At 52.3% G+C, this 25,625-nt stretch carries 13 protein-coding genes; 2 read left to right on the forward strand and 11 right to left on the reverse strand.

The window, feature by feature from the left end; translation table 11 throughout:
* Window positions 1-65 precede the first annotated feature (65 nt).
* Window positions 66-2,921 (reverse strand): valine--tRNA ligase, encoded by a 2,856-nt coding sequence (locus tag HPC37_RS02745; RefSeq protein WP_208121699.1) that lies wholly within the window; start codon window positions 2,919-2,921, stop codon window positions 66-68.
* 9 nt (window positions 2,922-2,930) lie between these two features.
* Window positions 2,931-3,386: a DNA polymerase III subunit chi gene (locus HPC37_RS02750; protein WP_208121700.1), complete on the reverse strand. Its 456-nt coding sequence runs from the start codon at window positions 3,384-3,386 to the stop codon at window positions 2,931-2,933.
* Between the two features lie 193 nt (window positions 3,387-3,579).
* Between HPC37_RS02750 and merB the strand changes: the two genes are divergently transcribed.
* Window positions 3,580-4,185, forward strand: a complete 606-nt coding sequence (gene merB / locus HPC37_RS02755) for an organomercurial lyase (protein WP_208121701.1) — start codon at window positions 3,580-3,582, stop codon at window positions 4,183-4,185.
* Between the two features lie 157 nt (window positions 4,186-4,342).
* Entirely contained in the window at window positions 4,343-5,800 is a 1,458-nt protein-coding gene (locus tag HPC37_RS02760) for a catalase (RefSeq protein ID WP_208121702.1), read from the forward strand.
* A 47-nt stretch (window positions 5,801-5,847) separates the two neighbouring features.
* On the opposite strand, the gene HPC37_RS02765 is transcribed toward HPC37_RS02760, so the two are convergent.
* The 9 genes from HPC37_RS02765 to HPC37_RS02805 all read right to left on the reverse strand — a co-directional run bounded on the left by HPC37_RS02765 (window position 5,848) and on the right by HPC37_RS02805 (window position 25,595).
* Window positions 5,848-6,399, reverse strand: a complete 552-nt coding sequence (locus HPC37_RS02765; protein WP_208121703.1) for a DUF924 family protein — start codon at window positions 6,397-6,399, stop codon at window positions 5,848-5,850.
* 419 nt (window positions 6,400-6,818) lie between these two features.
* The gene (locus HPC37_RS02770; RefSeq protein WP_208121704.1) at window positions 6,819-7,067 is read right to left on the reverse strand and encodes a hypothetical protein; all 249 of its coding nucleotides are present in this window, start codon (window positions 7,065-7,067) and stop codon (window positions 6,819-6,821) included.
* The gene (locus tag HPC37_RS02775; RefSeq protein WP_208121705.1) at window positions 7,064-7,747 is read right to left on the reverse strand and encodes a hypothetical protein; all 684 of its coding nucleotides are present in this window, start codon (window positions 7,745-7,747) and stop codon (window positions 7,064-7,066) included. The genes HPC37_RS02770 and HPC37_RS02775 overlap by 4 nt, the downstream gene beginning before the upstream one ends.
* 243 nt (window positions 7,748-7,990) lie before the next feature.
* Window positions 7,991-8,503 (reverse strand): hypothetical protein, encoded by a 513-nt coding sequence (locus HPC37_RS02780; protein WP_208121706.1) that lies wholly within the window; start codon window positions 8,501-8,503, stop codon window positions 7,991-7,993.
* A gap of 1,199 nt (window positions 8,504-9,702) precedes the next feature.
* Complete coding sequence (locus tag HPC37_RS02785) at window positions 9,703-13,107, reverse strand: hypothetical protein (protein ID WP_208121707.1); 3,405 nt, start codon at window positions 13,105-13,107, stop codon at window positions 9,703-9,705.
* A complete protein-coding gene (locus HPC37_RS02790; RefSeq protein ID WP_208121708.1) occupies window positions 13,107-14,771 on the reverse strand; it encodes a hypothetical protein in 1,665 nt (554 codons plus the stop codon). Before HPC37_RS02790 ends, HPC37_RS02785 begins: the two co-directional genes overlap by 1 nt.
* Complete coding sequence (locus HPC37_RS02795) at window positions 14,752-15,018, reverse strand: hypothetical protein (RefSeq protein ID WP_208121709.1); 267 nt, start codon at window positions 15,016-15,018, stop codon at window positions 14,752-14,754. Before HPC37_RS02795 ends, HPC37_RS02790 begins: the two co-directional genes overlap by 20 nt.
* 126 nt (window positions 15,019-15,144) lie before the next feature.
* Window positions 15,145-23,616, reverse strand: coding sequence for a hypothetical protein (locus HPC37_RS02800; protein WP_208121710.1), 8,472 nt, complete (start codon window positions 23,614-23,616; stop codon window positions 15,145-15,147).
* Window positions 23,616-25,595: a hypothetical protein gene (locus tag HPC37_RS02805; RefSeq protein ID WP_208121711.1), complete on the reverse strand. Its 1,980-nt coding sequence runs from the start codon at window positions 25,593-25,595 to the stop codon at window positions 23,616-23,618. The genes HPC37_RS02800 and HPC37_RS02805 overlap by 1 nt, the downstream gene beginning before the upstream one ends.
* Between the last annotated feature and the right edge of the window lie 30 nt (window positions 25,596-25,625).

Genomic DNA, 25,625 nt, shown 5'->3' on the forward strand with positions numbered 1-25,625 from the left:
ATTTAAAAATCAAAGTGCGGTTTGAGATTAAAAGTGCGGTCAATGGCTTAACCGCACTTTTCGTTTTATAACGCGTTAATGCGTTCGCATTGGGCGTTGAGTTTGGTAAGACCGTCTTGGTAGTCGGCCATTTTGGCGCGTTCTTTTTCAATCACTTGCGCAGGCGCTTTGGCGACGAAGCCTTCGTTGGCGAGTTTTTTCTCGATGCGCTCAATCTCTTGTTGATATTTCGCGATCTCTTTATTCAGCCGCGCTAGTTCCGCCGCTTTGTCGATGAAGCCAGCCATTGGCACCAACACTTCCACATTGCCGACTAATTTGGCAACCGACAGCGGCGCGTCGGCCTCAGCGCTGAGCACCTCAACGCGTTCAAGTTTGGCCATGATTTGCAGCAAAGTGCGGTTGTGCTCAAGGGCGCGTTGCTCTTGCGCGTTGAGGTTGCGCAGCAGCAGTTCGAGCGGCTTGCTTGGCGGGATATTTTTCTCCGCGCGGATATTACGCACGCTGATGATCACCTGCTTGAGCCATTCAATCTCGCTCACGGCATCGGCGTCTTCTCGGGCAGCGTCAAATGCGGGGAATGGCTGGAGCATAATGGTGTCGGCGGTGATTTTGACCGCACTTTTCACCCGTTGCCAAATCTCTTCCGTGATGAATGGGATAATCGGGTGCGCTAGGCGCAGCAAGCCTTCAAGCACGGTGAGCAAGGTGTGGCGCGTGCCGCGCTGCTCAGCCTCGCTGCCGTTTTGCAGCACTGGTTTGGTCAGCTCCAAATACCAGTCACAGAATTGGTTCCACGTAAATTCATACAACACGTTGGCCGCCAAATCAAAGCGGAATTGATCCAACGCTTGGCGGAAGGTTTGCACCGTGCGGTTAAATTCGGCCAAGATCCAACGATCAGAAACCGACAGCTGCAATTCGCCACCGTTGAAGCCACAATCTTTGCCTTCGGCGTTCATCAGCACAAAGCGGCTGGCGTTCCACAGTTTGTTACAGAAATTGCGATAGCCTTCCAAGCGGCTCATATCCCAGTTGATATCCCGCCCAGTGGACGCCAGTGCCGCCAGCGTGAAGCGCAAAGCGTCGGTGCCGTGGGCAGCAATGCCGTCTGGGAAGGCTTTGAGCGTAGCTTTGCCAATTTTTTCGGCCAGTTGCGGTTGCATCATGTTGGAGGTGCGCTTGGCCATTAAGGAATCCAAATCAATGCCGTCGATCATATCTAATGGGTCGAGCACGTTGCCTTTGGATTTCGACATTTTTTGGCCGTTTTCATCACGGATGAGGCCGGTGACATACACTTTTTTGAACGGCACTTGCGGCTTACCGTTTTTGTCTTTGATAAAGTGCATGGTGAACATGATCATGCGCGCCACCCAGAAGAAGATGATGTCAAAGCCGGTGATCAGCACACTGGTTGGGTGGAACAGTTCAAGCTCGCGGGTTTGTTCAGGCCAGCCCAGGGTTGAGAAGGTCCACAAGCCAGAGGAGAACCAAGTGTCCAGCACATCGTCATCTTGGTGCAGCGCCACATCGGCGGCGAGGTTGTATTTCGACCGCACTTCGTCTTCACTGCGGGCAACATAAACGTTGCCGTCGGCGTCATACCACGCTGGGATGCGATGCCCCCACCACAATTGGCGCGAGATACACCAGTCTTGAATATCACGCATCCACGAGAAATAGAGATTTTCGTACTGTTTGGGCACAAATTCGATTTCGCCGTCTTCCACCGCGCGAATCGCCTCTTTCGCCAACGGCGCCACGCTGACATACCATTGGTCGGTCAGCATCGGCTCAATTGGCACGCCACCACGGTCGCCATAAGGCACTTTGAGATCGTGAGGCTGAATTTTTTCTAACAAGTCGAGTTGGTCAAACTCTTGTACAATCAATTTGCGCGCGGCAAAGCGCTCAAGGCCTTGATATTGGCTTGGGATAATCGCTTCAAAATCGCTGATTTCACGGCCTTTGTCGTCAAACACTTCGGCCTGCTCGCGAATGTCGGCGTTAAGGGTCAACACATTGACCATCGGCAACTGGTGGCGCTTGCCCACTTCGTAGTCGTTGAAATCATGCGCTGGGGTGATTTTCACCACGCCAGTTCCAAATTCACGGTCAACATAGTCATCGGCCACGATCGGGATTTCGCGGTTCACCAGCGGCAGCATCACCGTTTTGCCGATCAAGTTTTGATAACGCTCATCATCAGGGTGAACTGCCACGGCAGTGTCACCGAGCATGGTTTCAGGGCGGGTGGTGGCAACCACCAAATAATCCAAACCTTCAGCGGTTTTGGCACCATTAGCCAGCGGATAGCGGAAGTGCCACAAGCTGCCTTTCGCTTCTTTATTTTCCACCTCGAGGTCTGAAATCGCGGTGTGCAGTTTTGGGTCCCAGTTCACCAGGCGTTTGCCACGGTAGATCAAGCCCTCGTCATACAAACGCACAAACACCTCTTTCACGGCATCAGACAAGCCATCATCCATGGTGAAGCGCTCGCGCGTCCAATCCACCGAGTTGCCGATACGGCGCATTTGTTGATAAATGGTGTTGCCAGATTGCGCCTTCCAATCCCAAATGCGGTCGATAAACGTCTCACGGGTGAAATCGTGACGGGTTTTGCCCTCTTCAGCGGCAATTTTACGCTCCACCACCATTTGGGTGGCGATGCCGGCGTGGTCTGAACCCACTTGCCAAAGTGTGTTGTCGCCTTGCATGCGGTGGTAGCGAATCAATGTATCCATCAAGGTTTGTTGAAAGGCGTGCCCCATGTGCAAGCTGCCGGTCACATTCGGTGGCGGGATCGCGATGCTGTAACTTGGGCGGCCCGCGTCATAAGAGGGCTTGAAATAGCCCTGCGACTCCCAGTGTTGATAAAGACATTGTTCGATGTTTTTCGGATTGTAGGTGGTTTCCATAGTGTTTTCTTATTCGTTGTCGTTGTTCGGTGTGTCCGTGGTTAAGTTAAAACCTAACTGACGATAGTGTTTGTAACGCTCGCGTGCCTGCGCTTTGGGCGCATCGGCTGCGGGCACAAAGTCAAAAATCTGTTGAAAATGAGCAGCATACTCTGGCACCGCACTTTGCAGCACAATCAGCACATCGCGGCGCTGACTGTTGCGCTTGCCCACCCACGACAGCTCAATTGGAGTGGCGTAGGTGGTGATTTCACCTGACAAATTGTGCGGCACAAAAGCATCGGCATCACGCGCCCACAGCGCATCATCAAGCTTAAGCGCTTGCGCTTCACTCTCGCAGGCCACCAGCACACGCTTGCCCGCACGCCACTGTGATGCGCACAGCTCACAGGCCAAGCGCTCGGCTTGGGTTAAATCCTGCTCGTCATCGGCGGGGAGAATATAAAACTGTGCGTGCTTAGCCATGGTGTTCTCGCGTGATGAAAAGTGCGGTATGCCCTTTTGCGTAATCGTTTATTCTACCCAAAAAGCTGGCAAACATAAAGCAAAAGCCGCCACGGCGCGCGGCAAAACCGCACTTTTGTTGAGAATTATTATCAACGCGCTAGACTTTACACCGCACTTTGCTACTATAAGCCAAAACAATCAAGGAGCGCCGATGTCAAACCACTACCCGATCACCAAACTAATCTCGCAACCTATTGTCAGCAAACTCACCGCCGAGCAAGCCGCGCTGCGCAATGAGATTCTCCAGCGCCTGCTGGCGGGCAAAGCGCTGGACTTCACGCCGCATCAGCAAGCCATTGTGGCCGAATTGGCTGGCAAAAACGCTCTCGCACTTGATGGCAACACCATCACGGCCGCCTACCCGATTTCACTCAAGCCGACCAACAAACGGGTGATATTAGCCGACGGGCGCAGCGCGTGGGCGATGTGCGCGATTGATGCGCTTGGGTTTCATTATGCCTTCAACCAACCCATCCGCGTTGAAAGCCACTGCGAACATTGCGCAGACCCGATTGTGCTGACCCTCGATAAAGGCAAAGTGCAAGTTGAACAAGGCGGCGATGAGATTTATGTGCTGCACACGGATTTGGATAAATACGCCAATTGGTCGTGCAGTTGCTGCAATATTATGCATTTTTTCAACTGCCAACACAGCTTAAGCGAATGGCTCGCTCAGCACGCACATCTGGAGCAAGAAACCTTCGCCATCGATCTTGAAACCGCCAATAAAATCGCCTGGCTTTTGTTTTCTCACTAAGTGCAACCGCACTTTGCATTGAAAGTGCGGTCGGATTTGATTCACGTCATAACTTATTGCATTGATAGGCGATTTTTTGCTGCAAGCTTTGCTATCATAGCTCTAGCGAATAGCAGCAAAGCTGCCACTTTTACTCACATCAAAAAAGGATAAGGTTATGACCGATCATAAAAGCAAATGCCCGGTGAGCCACCTCACCACTGACTTCGGCGCGCCCGTTGTTGACAACCAAAACAGCATGACCGCAGGCCCACGCGGCCCATTGTTGGCACAAGATTTGTGGCTCAATGAAAAGCTCGCCAATTTTGTGCGTGAAGTGATCCCAGAGCGCCGCATGCACGCCAAAGGCTCTGGCGCGTTCGGCACGTTCACCGTCACCCACGACATCACCAAATACACCCGCGCGAAAATTTTCAGCGAAGTAGGCAAAAAAACTGAGATGTTTGCCCGCTTCACCACCGTGGCCGGCGAACGTGGCGCCGCAGATGCCGAGCGCGATATTCGTGGCTTTGCCTTGAAATTCTACACCGAAGAAGGCAACTGGGACATGGTGGGCAACAACACGCCAGTGTTCTTCTTGCGTGACCCGCGCAAATTCCCTGACCTCAACAAAGCAGTGAAACGCGACCCGCGCACCAATATGCGCTCAGCCACTAATAACTGGGATTTCTGGACACTGCTGCCAGAGGCTCTGCACCAAGTCACCATCGTAATGAGCGACCGCGGCATCCCTGCCAGCTTCCGCCACATGCACGGCTTTAGCTCACACACCTATAGCTTTATCAACGCTGAAAATGAGCGCTTTTGGGTGAAATTCCATTTCAGAACCCAACAAGGAATCAAAAACCTCACCGACGCTGAGGCGGAAGCATTAATCGGTAAAGACCGCGAAAGTCACCAACGTGACCTTTATGAGGCGATTGAACGCGGTGACTTCCCGAAATGGACAATGTATGTGCAAATCATGCCTGAAGAAGACGCTGAAAAAGTGCCATACCACCCATTTGATTTAACCAAAGTGTGGCCACACGGTGATTATCCATTAATCGAAGTGGGCGAGTTTGAACTCAACCGCAACCCTGAAAACTTCTTCTTAGATGTAGAACAATCCGCTTTTGCGCCAAGCAACTTGGTGCCGGGCATTAGCGTCTCCCCTGATCGCATGCTGCAAGCGCGCTTGTTCAACTACGCTGATGCGCAACGTTACCGCTTGGGTGTGAACTATCAGCAAATTCCAGTCAACCGCGCCCGTTGCCCTGTGCACAGCAACCACCGCGACGGCCAAGGCCGAGTGGATGCCAACTACGGCAGCTTGCCACACTACGAGCCAAACAGCTTCAACCAATGGCAAGAGCAACCGCAATACAAAGAGCCACCGTTGAAAATCACAGGTGATGCCGATTTTTGGGATTATCGCGAAGACGATGACGACTACTTCAGCCAACCGCGCGCCCTCTTCCAATTGATGAGCGACGAGCAAAAACAAGCGCTGTTCGACAACACCGCCCGCGCCATGGGCGAGGCGCCGGATTTCATCAAACAACGCCACATCGACAACTGCACCAAATGCGACCCCGCCTACGGTGCCGGCGTCAAAAAAGCGTTAGGCATGTAGCTCCACTTTAAGAGAAAACCCCACCTGATGGTGGGGTTTTTGTTTGCTTAGAATGCGCTGCCAGGTTGTTTGAGGAAGTCTTGCTCTTCGGGGGTTGAAGTGCGGTTTAAGATGGCGTTGCGGTGTGGGTAGCGGCCAAAGCGGTCGATGATGGCTTTGTGGCGCAGTTCATAATCCAGCGTGAGCTCATCTTGCAGTGCTTCAAAATAAGGCAGGCAGCGCTCGTGGATCACGCGCGATTCGCTGTGCATAAACGGCATTAAGATAAACTTTTTCTGCACTGGGCACAGCGCCACATAGCCTTCTTTTTTCAATGCCTCTTGCGCGAGTGCCAGCGCGATGTCGTCTTGCGCGTAGGCCTGTGGGCTGTTGCGATAAATATTGCGCGAGAATTGGTCTAACACAATGATTTCAGCCAGCCGCCCTTCTACTGTGGTGCGCCACTCGGAGAGCTCGCAGGCGGCGGCTTGTGTGAGCACATCGCCAAATTGGCGTTTAATCGCCTCATCAAAGGCGTCGTTTTTGTTAAACCAATACGGCTGATGTTGTTCATCAAACCAGAAATCAAGCACCTTTTGTGCATCAGGATGAACACGCATGTTGCCTCCCTTTTTTATGATATGTTCATGCGCTATTCAAGCATAAATTCGCCCATTTGACAAAGATTTGTAGCGTATTGCGTGCGCAAATTTAGCGCTATTTTCCACTCAAAATTACAAGCTATTGATTTTATTTAAAATCTGTTATATACTAAAACTCACTGAATAACAGTGTAACCATAAAAAAGGAGCAATTATGAATTGGGATCAAATTCATAAAAACCCAATAAACTGCTCCTTAATCAATAACTTATAATCCAGTCTATTTCTCGGTGGGCCCGCTGGTGGTCCATTTCTACCACTTGCACACTTTTTGACCGAGGATATTATGGGCCAAAATTTCCCTCTCGGTCTCACTCGACATCTGATCTGTCACACCAACATAGATAGGCGAAGCGAGGTCACAAAAAAGCAGTCCGCTAGTCACGTGACTTACGCACCCACTTAGTAAACAACTCACGATGAATGTCATCATTAGTCTTTTTACTGATTTCATTTTGCGTCTCCTTTATTACAGTAACTGTTTTTTCAGTACGTTTCAAATCATCTCGGACGGTCTTCTCCTGCGCCGACTTACGGGCTGCTCGATGCCCGAGAGAATACGCTCCTATTAAAATGGCGAGGATTGCCCCCGCCATGTAGAGCTTTTCTTTTAACCAAAGAATCACTCAATCACTCCTTCTTTATGTTTACGCATCTGTGCCCATGCGATGTAGGCTGCTACACAGATTGCCAACACACCGAGCGCAATCTGAACATACGACCCTGCGCTAAACGCGTCTTGGGTGGTGTTGACCGCGTCTTGTAGCTGGCCAACGGCGTCCATAATCTGCGCCGCACCGATACCGGCTGCGGTAGTCGCCCCAACAGTCTCGCGGGTGACTGGCGTTTTACCCACGGTCCGAGTATGCGGAACAACGCCCGCGCGACGGAGTGCCTCATCGATAACCGCATCGCTATACCAAGTGTTATCGGTATCGAGCGGACCCTTGCCGTTTTCATGCCGGATAATACCGCACACTAAGCCGCGCAATGTGTCATACTCGTGAAGATTGAGTTTTTTGTCAGGGTGAACGCCCATCTGTTTGGCCACATGGGCAGCGTATGCTCCAGTGTCATTCTCGTGAGGCGGCGCCCAGCGATTGATCACCTTGCGCACAGTGTCGCGCTTATGTTTATCGTAGTAATTGATAAGCAACACACAGATAGCACGCACACCCCATACAGGTGATTTGAACTCGCAGAACCGCCCACTCTGTGCAGTTTTCTCTTTGAGTCCTTGCCATGGTGAACCCCACTCGATGTTGCCAGGGTTATTATTTCTGATTCCTAAAGGTCGTTTAGTCATAGTTTTGGTCTCCGTTGTAGTTAAGGTCGATAATCTTTCGGTAACTGCTTCCGTTCGATTTCATTCATATAAGCGTGGTAGCAGTGGTTAGGCTGGAAGAAGAACAACCTATCAATAGCTTCTTTTGATAGCCGCCATCGTTTATGTGTGTTCCTCAACCGCCAGGCTCTCGCGCTCAGCGTTTCGTCAGCCATACCGCCGAACAACGCATTGAAAAATTGGTCGATAGCGATTAATACTTGCTTACATTTCACATTTGTACTCCACTTCAAAATCAAGGTCTTCTAGGGTCTGCGCGGCATTGATACGGTCGACATGCTTCTGCCGTTGACCCGCAACGCACGCGGTTAACATCTCGAACTTAACTGCTTTTGCGTACGCTTTTTCAAGCAACAACTCTCGTGGTACATCGCGCTGCTTTGCGATCATGTCCATCAGCGGAGTCGGCGTGCTCGGGTCAGCCTTCCATGCTTTTGACTCTTTGGCCTGAAGAACCCACGTATTTTTCTCGAACTCGGGGACTTCATATGTACGCGCGGCGGTATACACAAACGCCTCAGCCTTAAAATTAACTTCGCTAAGCTTGTCTGCTTTTTTTACTGGCAGGTATTCCGCCGGTGAATAGTCGAGCTTTATCCCTTCACCGTCGAACACATAGTCGTACAGAGGGCGCGCAAAGTCCATATCCGGTACTTGGTACCATCCCTCGCCCAGCGGCTCGTCCAAATGATCCGCGACGTCATCAATGTACGACACCGATATAAGACGCCGAGTGGCTGAGTCTACTTGTATAAACATGTTTTACCTCGTTAAAATACTTTCTACGCCATAGACACGTAGGCTAGGCCCGAACCTCTGAACTGGTGTGGTTCTGAGGCCACCTGTAACTCCTCGCACTTCATATGCGGGGACTGCGAGCATGTTTCCACGCTTCGTGCATAGAGGGCCGATCTGCCATACAGTACCCCCTGTCTGACTAGGGGTTAGGGAGTCAGGCTCCCCCGATATGACCACACATGGCTCGTAATTTCCGAAAGTGAAGATATGTGGAACTCCTTTACCGTTTGGCGGTGGCACGACTATGTCTGCTAAGTGCGTCAATATGGCTGCGTTACCTGAGTCAAACGTCAAGCGCCCATCATCTCCGTACACCCGAAAACCGTACTCATCATCACTAGCGAAAGCTGACGCAACGCACTCGTATTCGATTACTATGCGCCGATTGCCTTTTCTAACCTGATTGTTGATCCCACGCTCACGCGAATAGTCCAACTTGATGCTTTTTGGCCCAGCTAACCGAACAACTGCATCGCAAGGCATGCGTATTTCTCTACCTGTGTTGGGGTCAGGTCCGTACATGTCGACCCACGCATTGATGATATTTTGGTTTGTACTGGGCACCGGTAGTTCGAACGTAAACTCGAATTTTTTACCGTCGAATGTGAACGTTTTGGTCACTGAGTTTTTATAAACTGAGTGTATTGGCTGAGAGTAATCAAAACCGATACCAGATATACCGTACTCCCCCTTATTGATATAGTTACCCACAGTCGGAGAATACATAGCATAAAAAGAGTTAAATACAGACTGAAAACCACCAGCTTGTCTGGCATTCTGGACGACAAAAGTAGAATCGTCACGGTTTGCCCAAGGGGAAATGAGGATAGCTTTCTCGGTGTAGTATATGTCTGGCTCGCTGTCCCAGCCCGGCCGAAACTCTCGTGGGGGTCTAATAACCCCACCAGCAGTAACCAAAGCTTTTGAGCACACCGTTATCGGGGCTAGAAAGCTCCCGTTCCCGCCTCGGTGTCGAGCAAGGTCTATTCGATTGATGTCATACCTGCCAAACTCGTAGTCCCACTTAACAAACAAATGTGAGCCATATCCTGAAGGCCATATACCATATCCTGGCCTGCGTCTCGACGGCCTAAAATCAAAACCCACAAATGTAGCCACTATCTAAGTTTCCCCATCTTCGCCCTCAGATTGCCGCGCAGGTCATACACCGCAATGTACTCATTAGTGATGACCAACCCCTTGTTCTCTCTTCTGCCGCGCCCGTAAATTTCAATACCGTTGCCATCAATCTTTACTCGGTCTCCGACGGTCAAGCTGTTAGCTACCTTGGCAGTTTCAGCAGTAATCCTCTTACCCCGAATGAGATTACCCCACAGAGTATCCGTCGCAGTAACTTTGTCACCGCTAATTGTGCTAGCGCTGATTTGCTCAGCCGCGAAATTCTTAATCTCTGCTTTGTACGCCGAGATAAACCCAGCGGACATTTGTGCAGACGTAATGGAGTTCGTGATGATTTGACCGCCGTCGATGACCGTCATGCCGCTATTTACCCAGTCGGACGGCGATACGTTAGTGCCATTTCTAACGCCGTCACCAGCCGCCTCGAGCATAGGGCGCATGAAATACATAGCCGCCGTGTCGTCATCGTTGTAGTTCAAGTGGTTGATGTAACCCTCAAAGCAGTAACGAACGACCCTGCCAGCACCAGTAGGGGCAGTGAATGCGATGGCGGTGCGTCTAAATGCCGCCGGGCTAGCGTCGCCATCTTGGGCGAATATCGGTGTGCCGTATCCGAGCACTCTGATATACTTCGCGCTTCCGCTTGACATATCAATTTCTTCAATTCGCAAGCGCGCGTAGCAGCGAACACCGACGTAGTAAGCAGACGCAATATATTTTTTACCGGGCTCAAGGTTGAAATCCTCAGTTGTACGCGCCAACAGACAGCGAGAGCCTGCTTTTAAGCCCTTGTAATTGGTGAAGGTGTTACTGAGGACGAGAATACGCTCATTTAACCCCAGTCTGATATTCTGAGGTAAATCTGACGAGACCGAATTTAAATACTCTGCTCGCCCTGACCCTGTTATAGCGGTGCGCGGTTTTAAGGACGGCGACCACCCGAACGCCGACCTACCACCATCGGTAGAACCGAACGTTGGGTTGACCAGCAGGTTGACGCCATTACCGACAGCGAGATGTCTAGTGCTAATAGCCCCAGCTGCGATTTGGTCTGCCCCCACCGCGGCCGCGGCGATCTTAGCCGCCACCACCGAGTTTGCTGCGAGCTTGTCGGCTGTAACAGCGTTTGAGGCAATGTTGTTTGCCACAACAGCATTCGCCGCCAACTTACCCGCAATGACCGCGCCAGCCGCAAGTTTTTCAGCAGTAATCGCATTGGCTTCAATCTTCTCAGCGGATACAGAGCCGTCAACGATAAGGTCACTACCAGCCATCAAACGCGCGATGATATTGCGGACACGCATTTCACCACGCGCTGATCCCCCTACGCTTGGCGCGCGTCTGCTAACGCGAAAACGCGCGTATTTTATGCCTTCGGGGATTTCAACGACCCGCGTGGTTGTAATCCAATTCCAATCGCCCTGCTTAACCTCACCACGCACCCGCGAAGGTGACGTAATCCCCCGTGGCCACACTGTTATCCAGCGTTTTATGTCCACGCTGCATACGAGCGCTGGCGGGTCTGCCAGCTGTTCTGTTCCGTCCATAGCAACTTCATAAGACAGAAAGTACCGTTCACCGGGGCTTACTACAAATGCGTGCGATCGAAACTCAGATATATAGTCCGAATTGCTAACAGCAGTTTTGCTCTCGGTGGTTACGATATGCCGCTCCTTATCTTCAGAGCCGATAACCCAGCTACCACCGAGCGACCAGGCGTCTGGGTCGGAGAACGTTGAGTCCATAACAACGTTTGTTGGGTTCATCACGTGCAAGTGGCGAACTGATATGCTTTCGGCCGCGATATGGTTAGCCCCAACTGCGTTAGCTGCAATCTTACCCGCAGTAACCGCGTTGGCTGCAATCTGTTCAGCTCCAACTTCACCAGCTTTTATGTGTTTAGCTTGAATCACGTTAGCGCCGATATGGTTAGCGCCAACAGCGTTAGCTGATATATGCCCAGCCGAAACACTATTAGCTGCGATTTTATCGGAAGTAACCGCATTAGCTGAGATCTGATTAGCCCCAACTGCGTTAGCTGCAATCTTACCCGCAGTAACCGCGTTGGCTGCAATCTGGTTCGCGCCGATAGCGTTAGCCGCAATTTGGCTAGCGTTAACCTGCCCCGTCAGCTTTGATGTCGGAACCGGAGGCATTTGCCCGATACCGATTGTATTTTTAATGTCGCTAAATGAGATCGACGGTAGTTTGGTTTTAGGTATGACAGGTATTTGAGTCTCAGCCAACGCCCCACCAATATCAGAAAAATGTAACGCTGGGATTGACGATTTAGACAACGTACCAGTCAATTTAGTGGTAGGTATTGAAGGTATGTTCGATGAACTCAGAATACCTTTGATTTTTGCCGCTGGAATATCACCAAGATTACCCGACGGTATGTTAGTCGGGAGCTTATCGACACCGATTTTACCCGCAAGCTCATTCAGGGCAGGTATATTCGTCGCTGCCAACTTCCCAGCGATTAGCGCGGCGTCGATGGAGCTGTTATATTTTTTGCCATCCCATCGGTATAACACCCCGTCTACAACGATAGACTCGCCCTCGTTATTTTTCGGGACGCTGCTTTTAATCCGCACCGCGTTAATCTGGTCAGCAATCTCCGTCATTGACGGTGTGCTTTCAGCAATAGTGAGGTATTTGCCCTTCGCTTCGTTCCAGAACAACAATCGGCCAGTTCGCTCGTCGTAAATCGTACTCGACTCGCCTTTTGACGTAGGAACTCCATCGACCGCAGCAACCCAGTGCATACCAGCAGACTCGACTTCCTCTTTCATAGTGCGGCGGGTCTTAACGAACGAACCCTCAGTAGACTGAATTGGGCCGACTTGTCCTAACTTATTGACGTGGCGAATCCAGTAATAGTACCCGCTGTTGTATTCCAGCTTGTCTGAGTACACATTACCGACACTAACAGCGAACAAGTTGCGTTCGTTAAATTGTGGGCGGTCAACAGGCTCTTTGCGTGCGTTTAGGTTGGTACGCTGGCGAAAAATCTCAGTGTATGAGTGCCCCTTGTATGTGGGGTCTTCCCAGTGCAGTAATGCTGACGTCCAGCCGACAGTTACTTCAAATCCGGCTGGGATTGTAGGGCGTTCGATTTCCTCTTCGTCGCCGCGCCCTCCCCCCGTCTTACCTACATTCGCCAGAGCACGTGCGATCGCCGCGCGGTCGCCGTTAAACTTAAAGCCTTTACCGAGCAGCTCGCCGACAGTCACTGCCCGGTCAAGCTCAGCATTACCTGTACGACCGCCTTGGAACGTCTGTAATGCAGTGCGTAATGACTCTAAAAACGACCGCATTTGGGGGTCTTTAATCGTGGCCGGCACATTGCCGATAGCTGGTTGAGAACGCTTAATCGCCATTAAACTGCTCCGAACTCACTGAGGTTGTTTGCGATCTGAATGTCATGTACAGTTTTGTCACTTTCAATCAATAAGCTGTACTCTGTGGATAGGAATCCGCCTTTCAAGCGAAACGGCTTAGAGCAATGAGCAGTGTACGTTTCTACGCGCTCATTGGCGCATCCATTGCGTGACTTGAGTTTAAACGTGACAGGGTAATCAGATGCGTAGACACGCCCCCACGACATGTTGACAGGTCTCATCATGTCGTAGCGTCCGCTTTCCCACTTGTAGCTGAATTTACCGTCGCCCTTATTGAACGCTTTAAGACGTCCATCGCCCTCGTGATAATAGAGCGTATCGGTAGCGAGGTCGGTGTACATCACTTTCGGGAGAAAATTCACTTCGCGCAACGACTGCTGCTTAGCGTTAGGGACGTAGATGTAGCACTTAGTTGCGTCCTTACAGGTAAACAGGTACATGCCCTCGTAGTACGCCGCGTTGACAGACGCGGGTTTCAAAGAGGCCCACGTGCGCTCGTCGAACACATCAGAACTCACTAACTCAGAACGATAACCACGGATAATGCACAGACCATCTGGCGAGGCGTACATCACGCCGTCCTCTAACGCCACAATACTCTGCGCCGAAACGCATGCTTGCGGGTCCGGTAACTTAATTGCCTGCAAGTTACCCGGTCCGCCGCCTGTAACGACATACGGGTGGCCTTTGGTCAACACGACGAGGTCAGTACCAACGCTAGCCAAGCCAACGATGTCGTACTCGACAACAATCTGAAACGACGGCGGCCATGCGTGCGGTACGTTAGGAACAGAGAAACACAGAGTCCGGCCTGTAAAACAAGCCAGATAACTGTTCGCCACAGACACTACACCTTTGGCTGGCCCAGATGGCCATAACGAACGGTTGTCATCGGGCGGCCCAAACCAGTCGGTTGTGCTCATCTCTTCAAGCACATCCTCGCTACGACGCGTATCTGTGTACCGGTCCGTAGTGTATGGAACATCTGCCACATACTGCCACACACCCGACCCGTCGGACGCGGTATTAGTGCGGTAAATACGCCAGACTGCACCACGCCCGAAGTTATAGTTGCCGCTGGGCTGCGCGGGGCGATTAATCGTTATCGCAGTGCGGGTGCTCTTAGTTTGTTTAACCCGCGCCACGCTAGACGCTGGCGATGCAGGCCCTTCACGGCCAAACGCGTCCACCCACGTTACTGCGTACGCAACGTCCTCGACATCAACGTCTGTGTCAGACACCGCTCGAGAGTCTCCGCCGCTGATAGACGGCTTAGCCGGCTGTGGGATACCGAGCTTGTAGCTTGTTGATGGGTACGGTGCGCGGCTAGTTGCCACACTGTTTCGGGTGTAATGCAGGCCGTCGTTAGCCGTAAACACAACCTCGTGGTTTGGGTCATTAATGATTGGGGCTTTAACCACCGACGCTAAATAATCGAACTCGAACCAATGACTGTCAGTGTATCGGAAAACGGTTTTAGTTGACGGACGGACGCTAGACCCAGCGTCTTTCGGGCAATACCACGCTTTTAACGAGTACGGATCGGGCCTTACATTGACAGATGTTGCTGCGACGCCAACAGGCAATCGCAGCGGGTCAAGCCGTGGGGCAATACCACCCCAGTTATTGAACGTTAGTTTCATTAGAGCTCGCCTTTTTACCCTCAAGGGTTGCTATACGCTCAGAAATGCGGTCAACTTTTGATTTAACGCTCTCGATACGGCGGTCTAACTCAACGGTTTTAGAGTTAAGGGTTTCGATGCGCACAGTGGATTGCAGAACTAGGTCGTAAACACGGTCCAGTTTTGCGACGGTTGTTTGGAAGTAGTAGATGAAAACTACCTGTAAAATCGACAATATAACCGCAGCCGGTTTTACAATCATCCCCATCGACTCCTTCTCATTCTCAGTAACATTCATGCTGTTTAACCTCTAGTTTGTGGGGCTAGGGGCTGGCCTATATTATAACCTAAACCAACTCCAATTATAACCAAATTTTTAATCTTTTGGTTATGATTACCACTTATCAGGTGAAAATGGGTACGCTTTGTCCCAGAGTGGAACAATCGCACGTGCCGCTGAGCGATACTTACCGTCGCCCAACGCCATGCCAGCCTGATACCACTGGTTAAGTGCTGGTGTAAGCGTCAACGCCCACGGTGTCCCGTATTCATGAGACTGATTAGCGTTGAGTAGAATGTCACCAACACCCCAGAACCCAGCTTGATTAATCAGCTTAGCCGCCATCTGGCTGAACTCATGCTTACCACGGAACGGGTCAGCCACGATGTCGCCATCACGCACCCACTCTTTAGCCCACAATGCCACCAAAGCCAGCGCCATAGATGGAACCGCAGCGAGGAACAGTGGCTCAGCGATGTGCGGGAGGTCCCGCAAACCAGTACGCTCTGCCCACCGCGCTTGTACCTCTTTAAAACCTGCTTTATACACAGTGTGGGTGAAGGCGTAGAAGAAGCGTTTGAGGTTCGTGACCAGCGCCATTGCTGGGTTAGACGCAAAGAACGGGTCTGTTATCGCGTTCGGGTCAAGTGTGCTAGTACGCACAAACTGGGCAATCGCGTTAGACATATTATCCAAGGCGAGCTGCGTCCGGGCGTTGCTAAGCGGGGTATCGCGCACGATAGAGTTGATGTCCCCACCGTTCTGGTGGACGTGCTCCAGCGCAATCTCAACGTCCTCGCGTGACAGTCCTAGCTTCGCTAAAAACTCACGGCTTTGGCGAGAGTTGAAGTCAACCGCCGCTTTGCGAATACCTGTTACCGCCACCGAGGTTGCCACCATCCGTGACATCTTAGTAGTCGCTTCCATCAGGTTGACCTTGAAGAACGCGTTCATCGTGGCGTCGATAGCTTTCGACGACGTATCACGGATGCCCGCAAGGTTCATCATCTGCTCGTGCATTACTGTGTGGCTAGCCACACCGAGCGCATGGGCCAACTCAGCGATTTCTTTACGGTCTTGAGTACGCAAGAACTGTGTTAGTGCTTTCAGTGCTGTACCTGTGTCGCCGGAGGTAAACAGCGGGATTGCGCTATCCGTGATATTCACGATACCGGAGAAAGTCAGTATGGCCATGTTAGCAACCGCATTAATTGTGTGCATCACATTGCGCCCCCAGCTCGGTACGTTGTAGCCGTAGTTGCCACTGATAGCTTTAATAGCGTCCTCTACAATAATGCGCTCAGCGTCGTTCATCGCCTCGTAGTATTTGTTCAACTTGGCCATATTCTGGAACTTCGCACGACCTTCGACAATATACAGCGAGCCGTCCTCATTGCGAGTGTGTGACCCGAACGCTTTTCGCATAGCCGCTTTATGGGCTAGATTACGTCGGTAGGTGTTCATATTTGCCACACCGTTAGACGTATCTAAGAATTTGGCGATCTTCGCACGCTGTTTAGGGTTACTCAGCACCAAATCCCATATACCCTCAACACTGGTGTTGTCGGGAACGCTGTCTGGGTCGATGACCGCGTCAGCCATCTGCTCGGCGAACACCATGCCAAGTCCGCCCTCGCTCTCTGGTTTTGCGAGCAATTCTTTGAACTCAGCAAAGTTCTTATCTACCATCTCACGATTAAAGTGGAATATGTTGCCTGGCAGGTTGTCCGCTGCGTACAAACCGCGTTTTTCTGGGTCTAAGAACCGCTGAGTGTGCGCGCGGATTGCAGCAATATATTTCTGCAACTTCTGCGCCTCAGCGCTGTTCACACCGGCAACGAGGTCTGAGTAGCCCTTATTTGTTACTCGCGTGCGCTCACGCTCGGTAGCCCCGAGCAATCGGGTGTAACGAGTGCCCATAAACGCGGTGTCCAGCTGATAACGGATACCCTGATAGCTGTTTTTCAGCCCGCGGCCAGTGTTCAAGAACATCTTAGCCACTTCTGGGTGGATCCGCTCGAGCTGGGCGAACACGCTACGCGGCATATTAGCGATAGCCCCAAGAATACCTTTGCGCTTATTAACAGCGTATTTAAGTTGTCGACCCACTAGGTTAGCGTTCAGCTGTTTAATCTCGGCTGTGAACGCCGCGGTCTGTTTAGCCACAGTGGTTTCCAAAAACTGCTCGTGTTTCTCAGTGTTCGCATGCACGGTTCGGAAGGACCCGTCGAACTTTTGGCCTGCTTTTGTCAACGTCTCGGCCATATGGTTGTACATATCAGCCACGGCCTGGCCGATTTTGCGTAACCGAGCAACCAGACCTTTCACTAGCCGTGAACGGCCGTCCACCATATCGTGGAGTTTCTTAACAAAATGCTGAGCAAACGAGTCAGCAAAGTGCTCACCATCAAGCGCGCCTTTCTCACGGTCCAACGCCTCACCGTACAACTCGGCAAACGACTCACGGGTCGCCATATCCAGCGAGCCTTTCTCGTGCTGAACGCGATAACCTTCAAGCACAATCTCACCCAGCTCATGGCCGAGTGCCATTGACCAGAGAAGCGCGTGCTCACCCTCCGCTTTGAATGGTGGCAAGTGGATGTTGTAGCCGAGAGAGCCGTCATCCATCAACACACTCTCGACACGTGCGTCAACCAGTGTGGTATCACGTCCTGTGATGAGGTTTACCTGTGCGTTTAGTCCAGCGGACTGCACGGCTTTAGTAATCTCAGCCTGGATTTTCTCGACCTCTTCGCCAGTCTGCTCGCGGATTTTACCTTCTTTATCGCGGCCAAAGAATCGTATGCTCGCCCCTCGCTGTGTCAGCTTGGCGCTCTCGTCAGTCTTGTTATTGCTCGGGCGGTCGATAAGTTTAGATGTCGGCGCGCGCTGCGCCAAAGCGACCGCCATCTGGGCTTTCTGAATGGCCGAGTGGCCGTTATCCGCACGTAACTCAGCTGCCAGACTGTTCAACGCGTCAACGCTCTGTACTGCTTTGCGAGCACGCTCATCTGACATCAACCCAAGGTGTTGGAGGTCAACGTTGTACTGGCCGACCAGCCCTTGAGCCATCTCATCATCGAATGTGATAGACATCTTGTTAGCCAGTTCTCGCTGGATTTCTTCCTTATCCAGCGGGTGGGCGTCTTTATCTTTAGAGTTACTGCTGTACACCTTCTCGGACACCACCTCAAACGAGCCGTCTTTGTTACGGCGAACCTCTGTCACTTTGACCATGGCGTGATCAATCTCGCTCACAGACACAGTCTCTACGACAGCGACCGGCGCGCCATTGTTCACCATGTGCTCCTGAATAAGCGCACGATCGGACAGATTCTGCTTAGTTGTTATTTTATCAGTCGCTAGCTCGGCCAGCGCGAAGTCAGTTACTTTCTCGCCATAGTGGGAACGGTGCTCGATGGCGAGGCTCTCCTCGCTGTTCACCGTACCAGTCTCGCGCAAGTCCTCTTTCTCACGCCCCTCTGGACGCTCGACGAGGTCTGCCGCTAAGCTGGAATGGTGGCGGCCAGTAAACTCATCATGCGCTTTAATTGTGTCACTATGCGCCCAGACCATCTTCTGCTGTTTCTTAGCGCGGTAGTACGCGCCAACAGCCGCTTTGATGGTGTCGGCGATCGCCTTAGCTGACGCCGCATCCATGAAAGTGGACTGTGTGCCCGCCTTAGCGTTCTGGCTGTTGCGCACCACCTCTCGCGCGTGATGGCGGATAAGCTTTAGCTCATCGAGCGCAACGCGTGCGGACTCGTCAATACCCAGCGCGTACCTACCATGCGCTCTCCGCCACGCAGCCTCCGATTGAATGTCGCCCTCTGCAAGCTGCTCATGGCGGAGTTTCAGCGAGGTGCTAAGCGCCTCGATTGCGCCCTCAATGACATCTGAGCGAACATCGTATGGGTCAACCTCAATGCCGCGTTTCGCGCGAGACTCGGCCAGCACGTCGTTCATGTCATACGGACGAGTGATCTCCTTACCCTCGGCTGTCTTAACAGTCTTACCATTTTTCAGGTGTTTCTTGATGGCGGTCACGCTGAGGCCACGTAGCTTGCCGAGCCATGCCCGAGCGTCCTCGGCGGCGCTCTCGAAGGCTTTCTCTGCGCCGTTGTCAGATATCGCAGCAGTCAAGGCAGCTTCTAAACGCTCGGTATTGCGTAGTGTCGCTGCGTCAATGGTCATGCCTGCATTCGAAAAAATGTGCGAGTCACCGTCAACAGCCGTCATCACGTCGTTTGAGTCGACGATCTTGCGGCCATCGGCGGCCTCATAAGTCAACAACATCGAGCGAACATCTCGCCAAGCGGTTAGGAGCAAGCTGTTCGAGTTACCGATATTGCCCACCCCATCAGCTACCAGCTCATTAACCACGCTGCGCATGAGCGACGGGATGCTCAGCTCAATCTTCGCACCGTCACTCAAGGTGAATGTACGAACACCCATCTTGTGCTTCAAGTGCTCAGCGATTGATTTAGCCTTACCACGGGCGAACGCAACCGCTTTACGCGCGCCAGCTGGCGTTACAGCGCTGGCTTTAACGTCCAAATTACCCGGGATTAAACGATGGTCCTCAAGCAAACGGATAGCAGTCTCGGGGAGCATATTCGAGAAGTTCTCATTGCTCAGCGAACGTAGAGCCTCAACCATCTCTGTGCGATTAGGAGTGTCGCTGAACGGAATGAGCACATTGTCAACCAACGTCGGGATAGCGGCTTTAAACTCACCGTGGACACCGTTGCTCTCTAGCGCGGTAGTTAAGGCCTCAGTTGCTGCGGCTACACGCTCCTCTCGTGGTAGAGCGCGCCAACGTTGTTTACCGAGATGGTGGAGTGCAGCACCGATAGATATCCGCAGGCTGTGGGTCTGCCCCTCTGTTACACCAAGCTCGGCAGCTAATTCCTTACGGGCCTGCTCAACGCCCAGCGCGGTCTCAATATCGCTCACCAGTGTCGGAGATACACCCTCAATAGTCTCACCAGTGCGAGCAGCGTTAGCGAGGATACTATCCACACCGTTCATAGCCACCTCAGCCACGGTCAGACGGTTCAAGCGGTCACGTGAGTAACGCGCGTCGAACGACTCGTTCATCTCGCGCTCGCCCTGTGTCGTTTCCAGTTTACTGGTCGTGTGGTTTAGCGCTTCGAGGAGCACCTGACGACGGGCCTCCACCTCAGTTAACCCCTTATTGTTTTTGCGCAGACGCTCGACACCGTCGGTCAACTTACCGCTGTACTCGCTGTCAAACGCCTCGAACAGTTTATGGATAAACCGACGAGCGCGGCCTTTTTGTTGGAACACGCCAGCTAAGACCTCTGGGCCAGTAGATTTCACCGCCAGTCGGATACCATCAAGGTCGGATACTTTTTCCATGTCAATCGCTTGGTCAGCGGGTGCAACACGGATACGCTCGACGCGCTCCTCTTCCTCGCCCTGCACAGTGTCCTCGTCAGTCTTAACGTACTCATCGGCTGTTTTGCGCGCATCAGCCGCGCCTTTCTCTTTGAAACCATGCAGCAAGAAACGGTCCGCCACTTCACGGACGGCTTTACGGGAATCCTCGTCATTGAGCACCTCGTCATCTGTCGCCTCATGCTCGCGTCCAACCAGCTTGATTTCAGGCGTTTCGTGGTTCTCACTCTTTGTTGGCTTCTCTTGCTCAGCTAGCACTTTATCCACGTCAGGGTTACGCATCGTCGCCTGTGCGTGGCTAGCCACATCTGAGCCGACGAGGTATGAGTCCATAATAGCTGATTGAACATACTGGGGAGTGATATGGTAATCTGGATTTCGTTCAGCGTTGTAGCGTTGTGCGATCTCCTCAACCGATTTAGCCCCAGTCAACAGGTGGGCTAAAATCTCACGGTGACGAAACGCCGCGGTGGTATTCTCACGCAGCAGGTGAACGAGACGTTTCACATCTTTTAGCGCGATAGCCTCACGGATGGCTTTCTTAGTGGTTTCTTTCGCGGCTTTTGTTGCAGGTCCAGCTATGCTCTCTGCGCTGAGTGGGATACCTGTCGAGCCGAGGTCAACCTCTTTCTCGACAGTATTCATAGCACGCTCACGCACCTCGTCAAGACCTTTGTTGAACACATCGCGCGGCAGATGCTCGGTTGAGGTGTCGAACTCACGCTTGTAGCGAGAAATCTCGCCCAGCTCTTCTTTAGCCGCTTTGCGTTTCTCGCTCGCCGCCTCGATAGCCTTGACATCGTTGTCCTTGCGCGCCTGTTTTAGCTCAGCGTCTGCTTCAGTATACTCACGCTGAACCTCACTGTGGCTGGCGTCGATAGCCTCACGAACTGCCGCCTGCATCTGTGCGTCGTGGCCAAACTTACGATGCAGCATGCCAACGGTCGCGTTATCGCCACGCTCTGCCCGACGGAGCACATTCTCAGCATACGGTATGCCGGATTTCTTGATAGCCTCACGCACACGGTATCGGATACGGCCCGGCATTTCAGCGTTGTTGGTCGCGGCCCACTCAATCGGACGGAGGATATTACGAGGTTGAGCACCCTCAGCTTTCATCGCAGCGTGAACTTCCGCCTCTCGGGCGACGCGCGCTGCTTTCGCAGACGTGTAGCCATTCCCCTCTTGCTTATTTGCGCCGTCCTCGACAGGCTTGTCGGTAATGCGGCCCCCCTCACGGGTTGTTTTGGTGGTGTATGACGCGTCAGAGGAGTGCGCAGCCTTAGGTTCTACCTTAACCTCTGGCTCTACCTTAACCTCTGGCTCAGTTTTCGGTTCGGCCTTAGATTCAACTTTCGGTTCTACCTTAGGCTCAACCTCAGGCTCAGGCACAGGCACAGGCACAGGCACAGGCACAGGCACAGGCTCAGCCTTAACCTCTGTTTCTACTGGTTGTGTCGCGATCTCAGCCTCAGGCATAGGCATAGGCTTAGGTTTAGGCTCAGTTTTAACCGCTGGCTCGGGTTCCTGCTCGATATTAACCGCTGGCTCGGGTTTCGGTTCACGCTCAACCTCTGTTTGTGTCGCGGACTCTGTGCTCGGCATCTCGATATCCTGAACTGGCGTGTACTCGCTCGGCGCTTGTCCCTCAACGCGCTCGCCCGCGGAGTTTACATGGGGGACAGTCTTCGGTACAACCTCCGTTGTTGTGTTACCGTCCGCGTCAGCCACAGTCTTCTCGACGGTTTCTTCCTCCGCTTGTTTAGCAACGTGCTCGTCGATCTCAGCCTGCCGTGCCTTACGCTCAGCTCGGTCGCCACGCAGCATATTAACCGCTCCGCCAGCAGTGTGTGACGCACCACCAATAGCAGCACCGACTGCGAAGCCGCCGATAGCGTTTTCTTTAACACGTGTCCACAGGTCGCCGAGTTTCGAGGTATCGCCTCCAACCGTACGAATACTAAAATCTTTAACGAGTTCTTGCGCCCCCTCAGTCAAACCCTCACCCAGCGAACCGAGACCGACGCTCTTAGCAGCACGGCCAGCAGCGTACATAACTTTCGCGCCTTTGCCGAGGTTTTCACCGACTTCTTTAACAACTTTCTCGCCGATACCCACTGATTTAAGCAGCGGAGATACCGACATTTCTAATGCACCAACATCAAGCACAGCCGATGGAACACCTGCGATCAACGACATAGCACCAGCATGCTCTACGCCAGACTCTTTAGCATCGTTGTAAATATCGCCAACATTCTGCACATACGACGATACCCCAGCCGCGCCGCGGGCCACATTCTTGGCAACGGACGATTTAACCACGCCTTTAGCTACCGCCTCCGCACCCTCCATTAAAGCCCTGCGGCCCAAAGCAGCGGTACCACCAGTCGCTAATGCCATACCTGCGTCAATCATCAGCGACGGAGAGTTCTCAACAGTACGTTCTAGCGCGTAGCCTAGAGCGTCACCAACGCTGTGAACATCGTCAGAAGTCTGGTAACGTGCTTTGTTATACTTCAGCTTAAGGCCAGCGAGGTGCATTTCTTCTTCGGCTGACTCTTTCAGGTCTTCTGCACCGAGAGCATCAGCCGCTGCGGCCACAAAGCCCGACGTCATCTGTGACAGCTGGTCTTTACCGCGTTGCCATGCTCGGTCAACTAATCCAGTGCCGTTACCGGTGTCGATCTGACTATGGTAGGGGTCAAAACCCAACAATGCCCTAGCACCTAGAGCGCGGTTTTGCGCCTGGTTACGATCTATGACATCTTGGACCTCTTTATCCTCAGCTTCACGCAACCATGTTTTTGCGTTTTTTGTTGCAAGCGCATGCTCAACATCCTTTGGTAACGAGCCATCACGCGAAGGCATCGGAGCGGCGATACCGGCGCGGACCAGCTTCTCTGCGGAGGTCAATCCGCTACTAGATTTAGTAGTGTATAAGCCACGACCATACCCCCCAGTACCTTTTATATCCTCAACATCCTGGTCGGTTTCTCGAGAGACAGTTTTCGCGAGCAAGCCAGCAGCGGACCAGCCTTTACCAGTACCTGCATGTGGGGTTTCTGGGGCATCATACCCCAGAGCGCGTTTGTTTTTACTGTAAGTGCCGTCCTCGTTACGAACAAAAACCGTATCGCCGTCGATATAGAATGCGTCTCTCGCCATTATTTAGCCCCCTTCAACTCACGAATGATGTATGTATCAAGGTCTTTCGATATGTCAGCATTGGCGTTCATCGTCAACCTAGAAACTGCGCGTGCCAGAACCGCTGGTGGAACACCTTGTTCCATCGCTGAGTTAATCGCGTCATTAACTTTAAGCACTTCGCCGTCATCAAGGTAGCTGGAGCCGTTATGTCGTTGCGCGAAATAGATCGCCGCGGGGACACTCGCAATGTCAGAGTTATTCGCATAAATCTTAGCGGCCTTATCAAGCTGGCTTTGGAATGTGTAGTCGGTACGGTCGGCTTTCCCGAGTGCATTATCTTTACCGTACATTTCCTGCATATAGCCAGTAGCTTGTGTAGCGAACTCTTCGATACGGTCATCAAAGCGGGTATTATCTTTACCGCCCCGTTTATTACGCTTGGCTAGGTTATCGCGGAAGCTGCTAAGCTCAGACTCAGTAGCTGGCGCCCCCTCTTTTGAAGCAGCAAGCAATTGTTGCTCTACGCCTTTAAGCTGCCCTTTAAAGCTGGCGTCGGAAACCTTAGCCTGTTTGTCGTCGTACTCTAACAGCTCGTTTAAGTTGTTATATTTGAGGTCAGGATTACGAACAGCCGCTTGGTACGCTGCCGTATATAGCTTGTACTCTTCGTCAGTTTCAGCATTTCGGGCCGCTTCGGCCAACGCTTCTGCGCGTTTAGCATTATCCGCCCGTACTTGCACTTGCTCAGCGCGTTGTTGTTTCGCCAGTCGCTCGCGCGATGTCGCCTGTTCAGCGTTAGAGTTGAATTTATCAATGTATTGCTGCTCAATGTCAGCATCCGACGTCGAGCGTTCTTTCGCGATTGCAGCGAGGTCACTCTTAGCCTTGCGCTCCGAGTCTTGGTCGCCGTAATCGCCTTGCGGAATTACCGCATCATCCATGTTGCGCCATTCGGTCTGCAACCCCTGTGCGGAAGCTAGCCGAGCTTTTGCGTCGCGCTCGCGTTTCTTCAATCCGCGATCAGCGATAGCCTTATCTGTCGCTATGTCTTCACCGTACGCTGCATATGGGGCAGCTTTAACAGTATCCCTCTCGACCGCCGCGCCTGGGGCAGCTTTCAAAGCCGCTGTATCAGCCAAGCCGCCAGCGAGAGACGCTAGGCTGCCGAGCGCATTCGGTTTAGCATCGGCTTTGTTTTTTTCGGGTGCTTTTCCGCCAAATAATGGGGACGTTTTCACAATGTCATGGAACTCCTCGGGGCTGTGGTGGTCCACTTCCTTCATGTACACTTTGCCGTCTGCGTCTTTACCAGCGTAGATAGTGGCAACCTGCCCTGTCTTGTTATTGTGCCCAAGGAATAACGTACCGCCTTCAGGTAGGCCCATGCTTTTTGCCACCTCGTTGGCGTTAATCCCTTTTTCTTTCGCTAAGACATTCGCTACCGCCGTACCATGTTTAGATACGGAATACTGGCTACCTGTGGCTTCGTTAAACTCATCTTCAGTGATTGATGATGGCGCGCCATCCGCAGCAGTCGTATTAAGCTGAGGGAACGCATCAGTAGCAGCCTTGCCGGCGCCATACAGCATATTGAACACATCTGACCTGCGTTTCCTCGCCTGTTCTTCTTTCAACTCCGCGCGACGGACTTTATCCTGCTCAAACGCCAGGCGCTTCGCACTCAAGCTATGGTTAGCCCACGCCACGCCGAGCAGCCCACGAGAAATACCCTCACTGGCCTTGTTATGCCGGCTAGTCTCCGCCAACGAGCGGTTATGGTAGTCCATTGTATCTTTGTGCTTAGTAACCTCGAGGTCGAACCGACGGTTGCTATCCATAACCTCATGCGCCCACTTCCGCTCGTTAAAGCCACGCTGGTACGCCTCAGCCTCGCGTTTATCACGGCGGTCCATCACACCGTCGTAGATGCTCATGAGCTCTTTCGCGCCCTGAATACCTTGCAAAAATCCGTTGTATAAGGCTACTCTGTTAGCCATAGACTCTCCTTAAAGAAAAGGTGCGGGCAC

This window comes from Spirabiliibacterium mucosae (assembly GCF_014884965.1).
GTDB classification, from domain to species: domain Bacteria; phylum Pseudomonadota; class Gammaproteobacteria; order Enterobacterales; family Pasteurellaceae; genus Spirabiliibacterium; species Spirabiliibacterium mucosae.

Bases quoted from the DNA above. Each gene is read 5' to 3' on its own strand.
- HPC37_RS02745 (WP_208121699.1), bottom strand. From the start codon at position 2,921: ATGGAAACCACCTACAATCCGAAAAACATCGAACAATGTCTTTATCAA.
- HPC37_RS02750 (WP_208121700.1), bottom strand. From the start codon at position 3,386: ATGGCTAAGCACGCACAGTTTTATATTCTCCCCGCCGATGACGAGCAG.
- merB (WP_208121701.1), top strand. From the start codon at position 3,580: ATGTCAAACCACTACCCGATCACCAAACTAATCTCGCAACCTATTGTC.
- HPC37_RS02760 (WP_208121702.1), top strand. From the start codon at position 4,343: ATGACCGATCATAAAAGCAAATGCCCGGTGAGCCACCTCACCACTGAC.
- HPC37_RS02765 (WP_208121703.1), bottom strand. From the start codon at position 6,399: ATGCGTGTTCATCCTGATGCACAAAAGGTGCTTGATTTCTGGTTTGAT.
- HPC37_RS02775 (WP_208121705.1), bottom strand. From the start codon at position 7,747: ATGACTAAACGACCTTTAGGAATCAGAAATAATAACCCTGGCAACATC.
- HPC37_RS02785 (WP_208121707.1), bottom strand. From the start codon at position 13,107: ATGGCGATTAAGCGTTCTCAACCAGCTATCGGCAATGTGCCGGCCACG.
- HPC37_RS02790 (WP_208121708.1), bottom strand. From the start codon at position 14,771: ATGAAACTAACGTTCAATAACTGGGGTGGTATTGCCCCACGGCTTGAC.
- HPC37_RS02795 (WP_208121709.1), bottom strand. From the start codon at position 15,018: ATGGGGATGATTGTAAAACCGGCTGCGGTTATATTGTCGATTTTACAG.
- HPC37_RS02800 (WP_208121710.1), bottom strand. From the start codon at position 23,616: ATGGCGAGAGACGCATTCTATATCGACGGCGATACGGTTTTTGTTCGT.
- HPC37_RS02805 (WP_208121711.1), bottom strand. From the start codon at position 25,595: ATGGCTAACAGAGTAGCCTTATACAACGGATTTTTGCAAGGTATTCAG.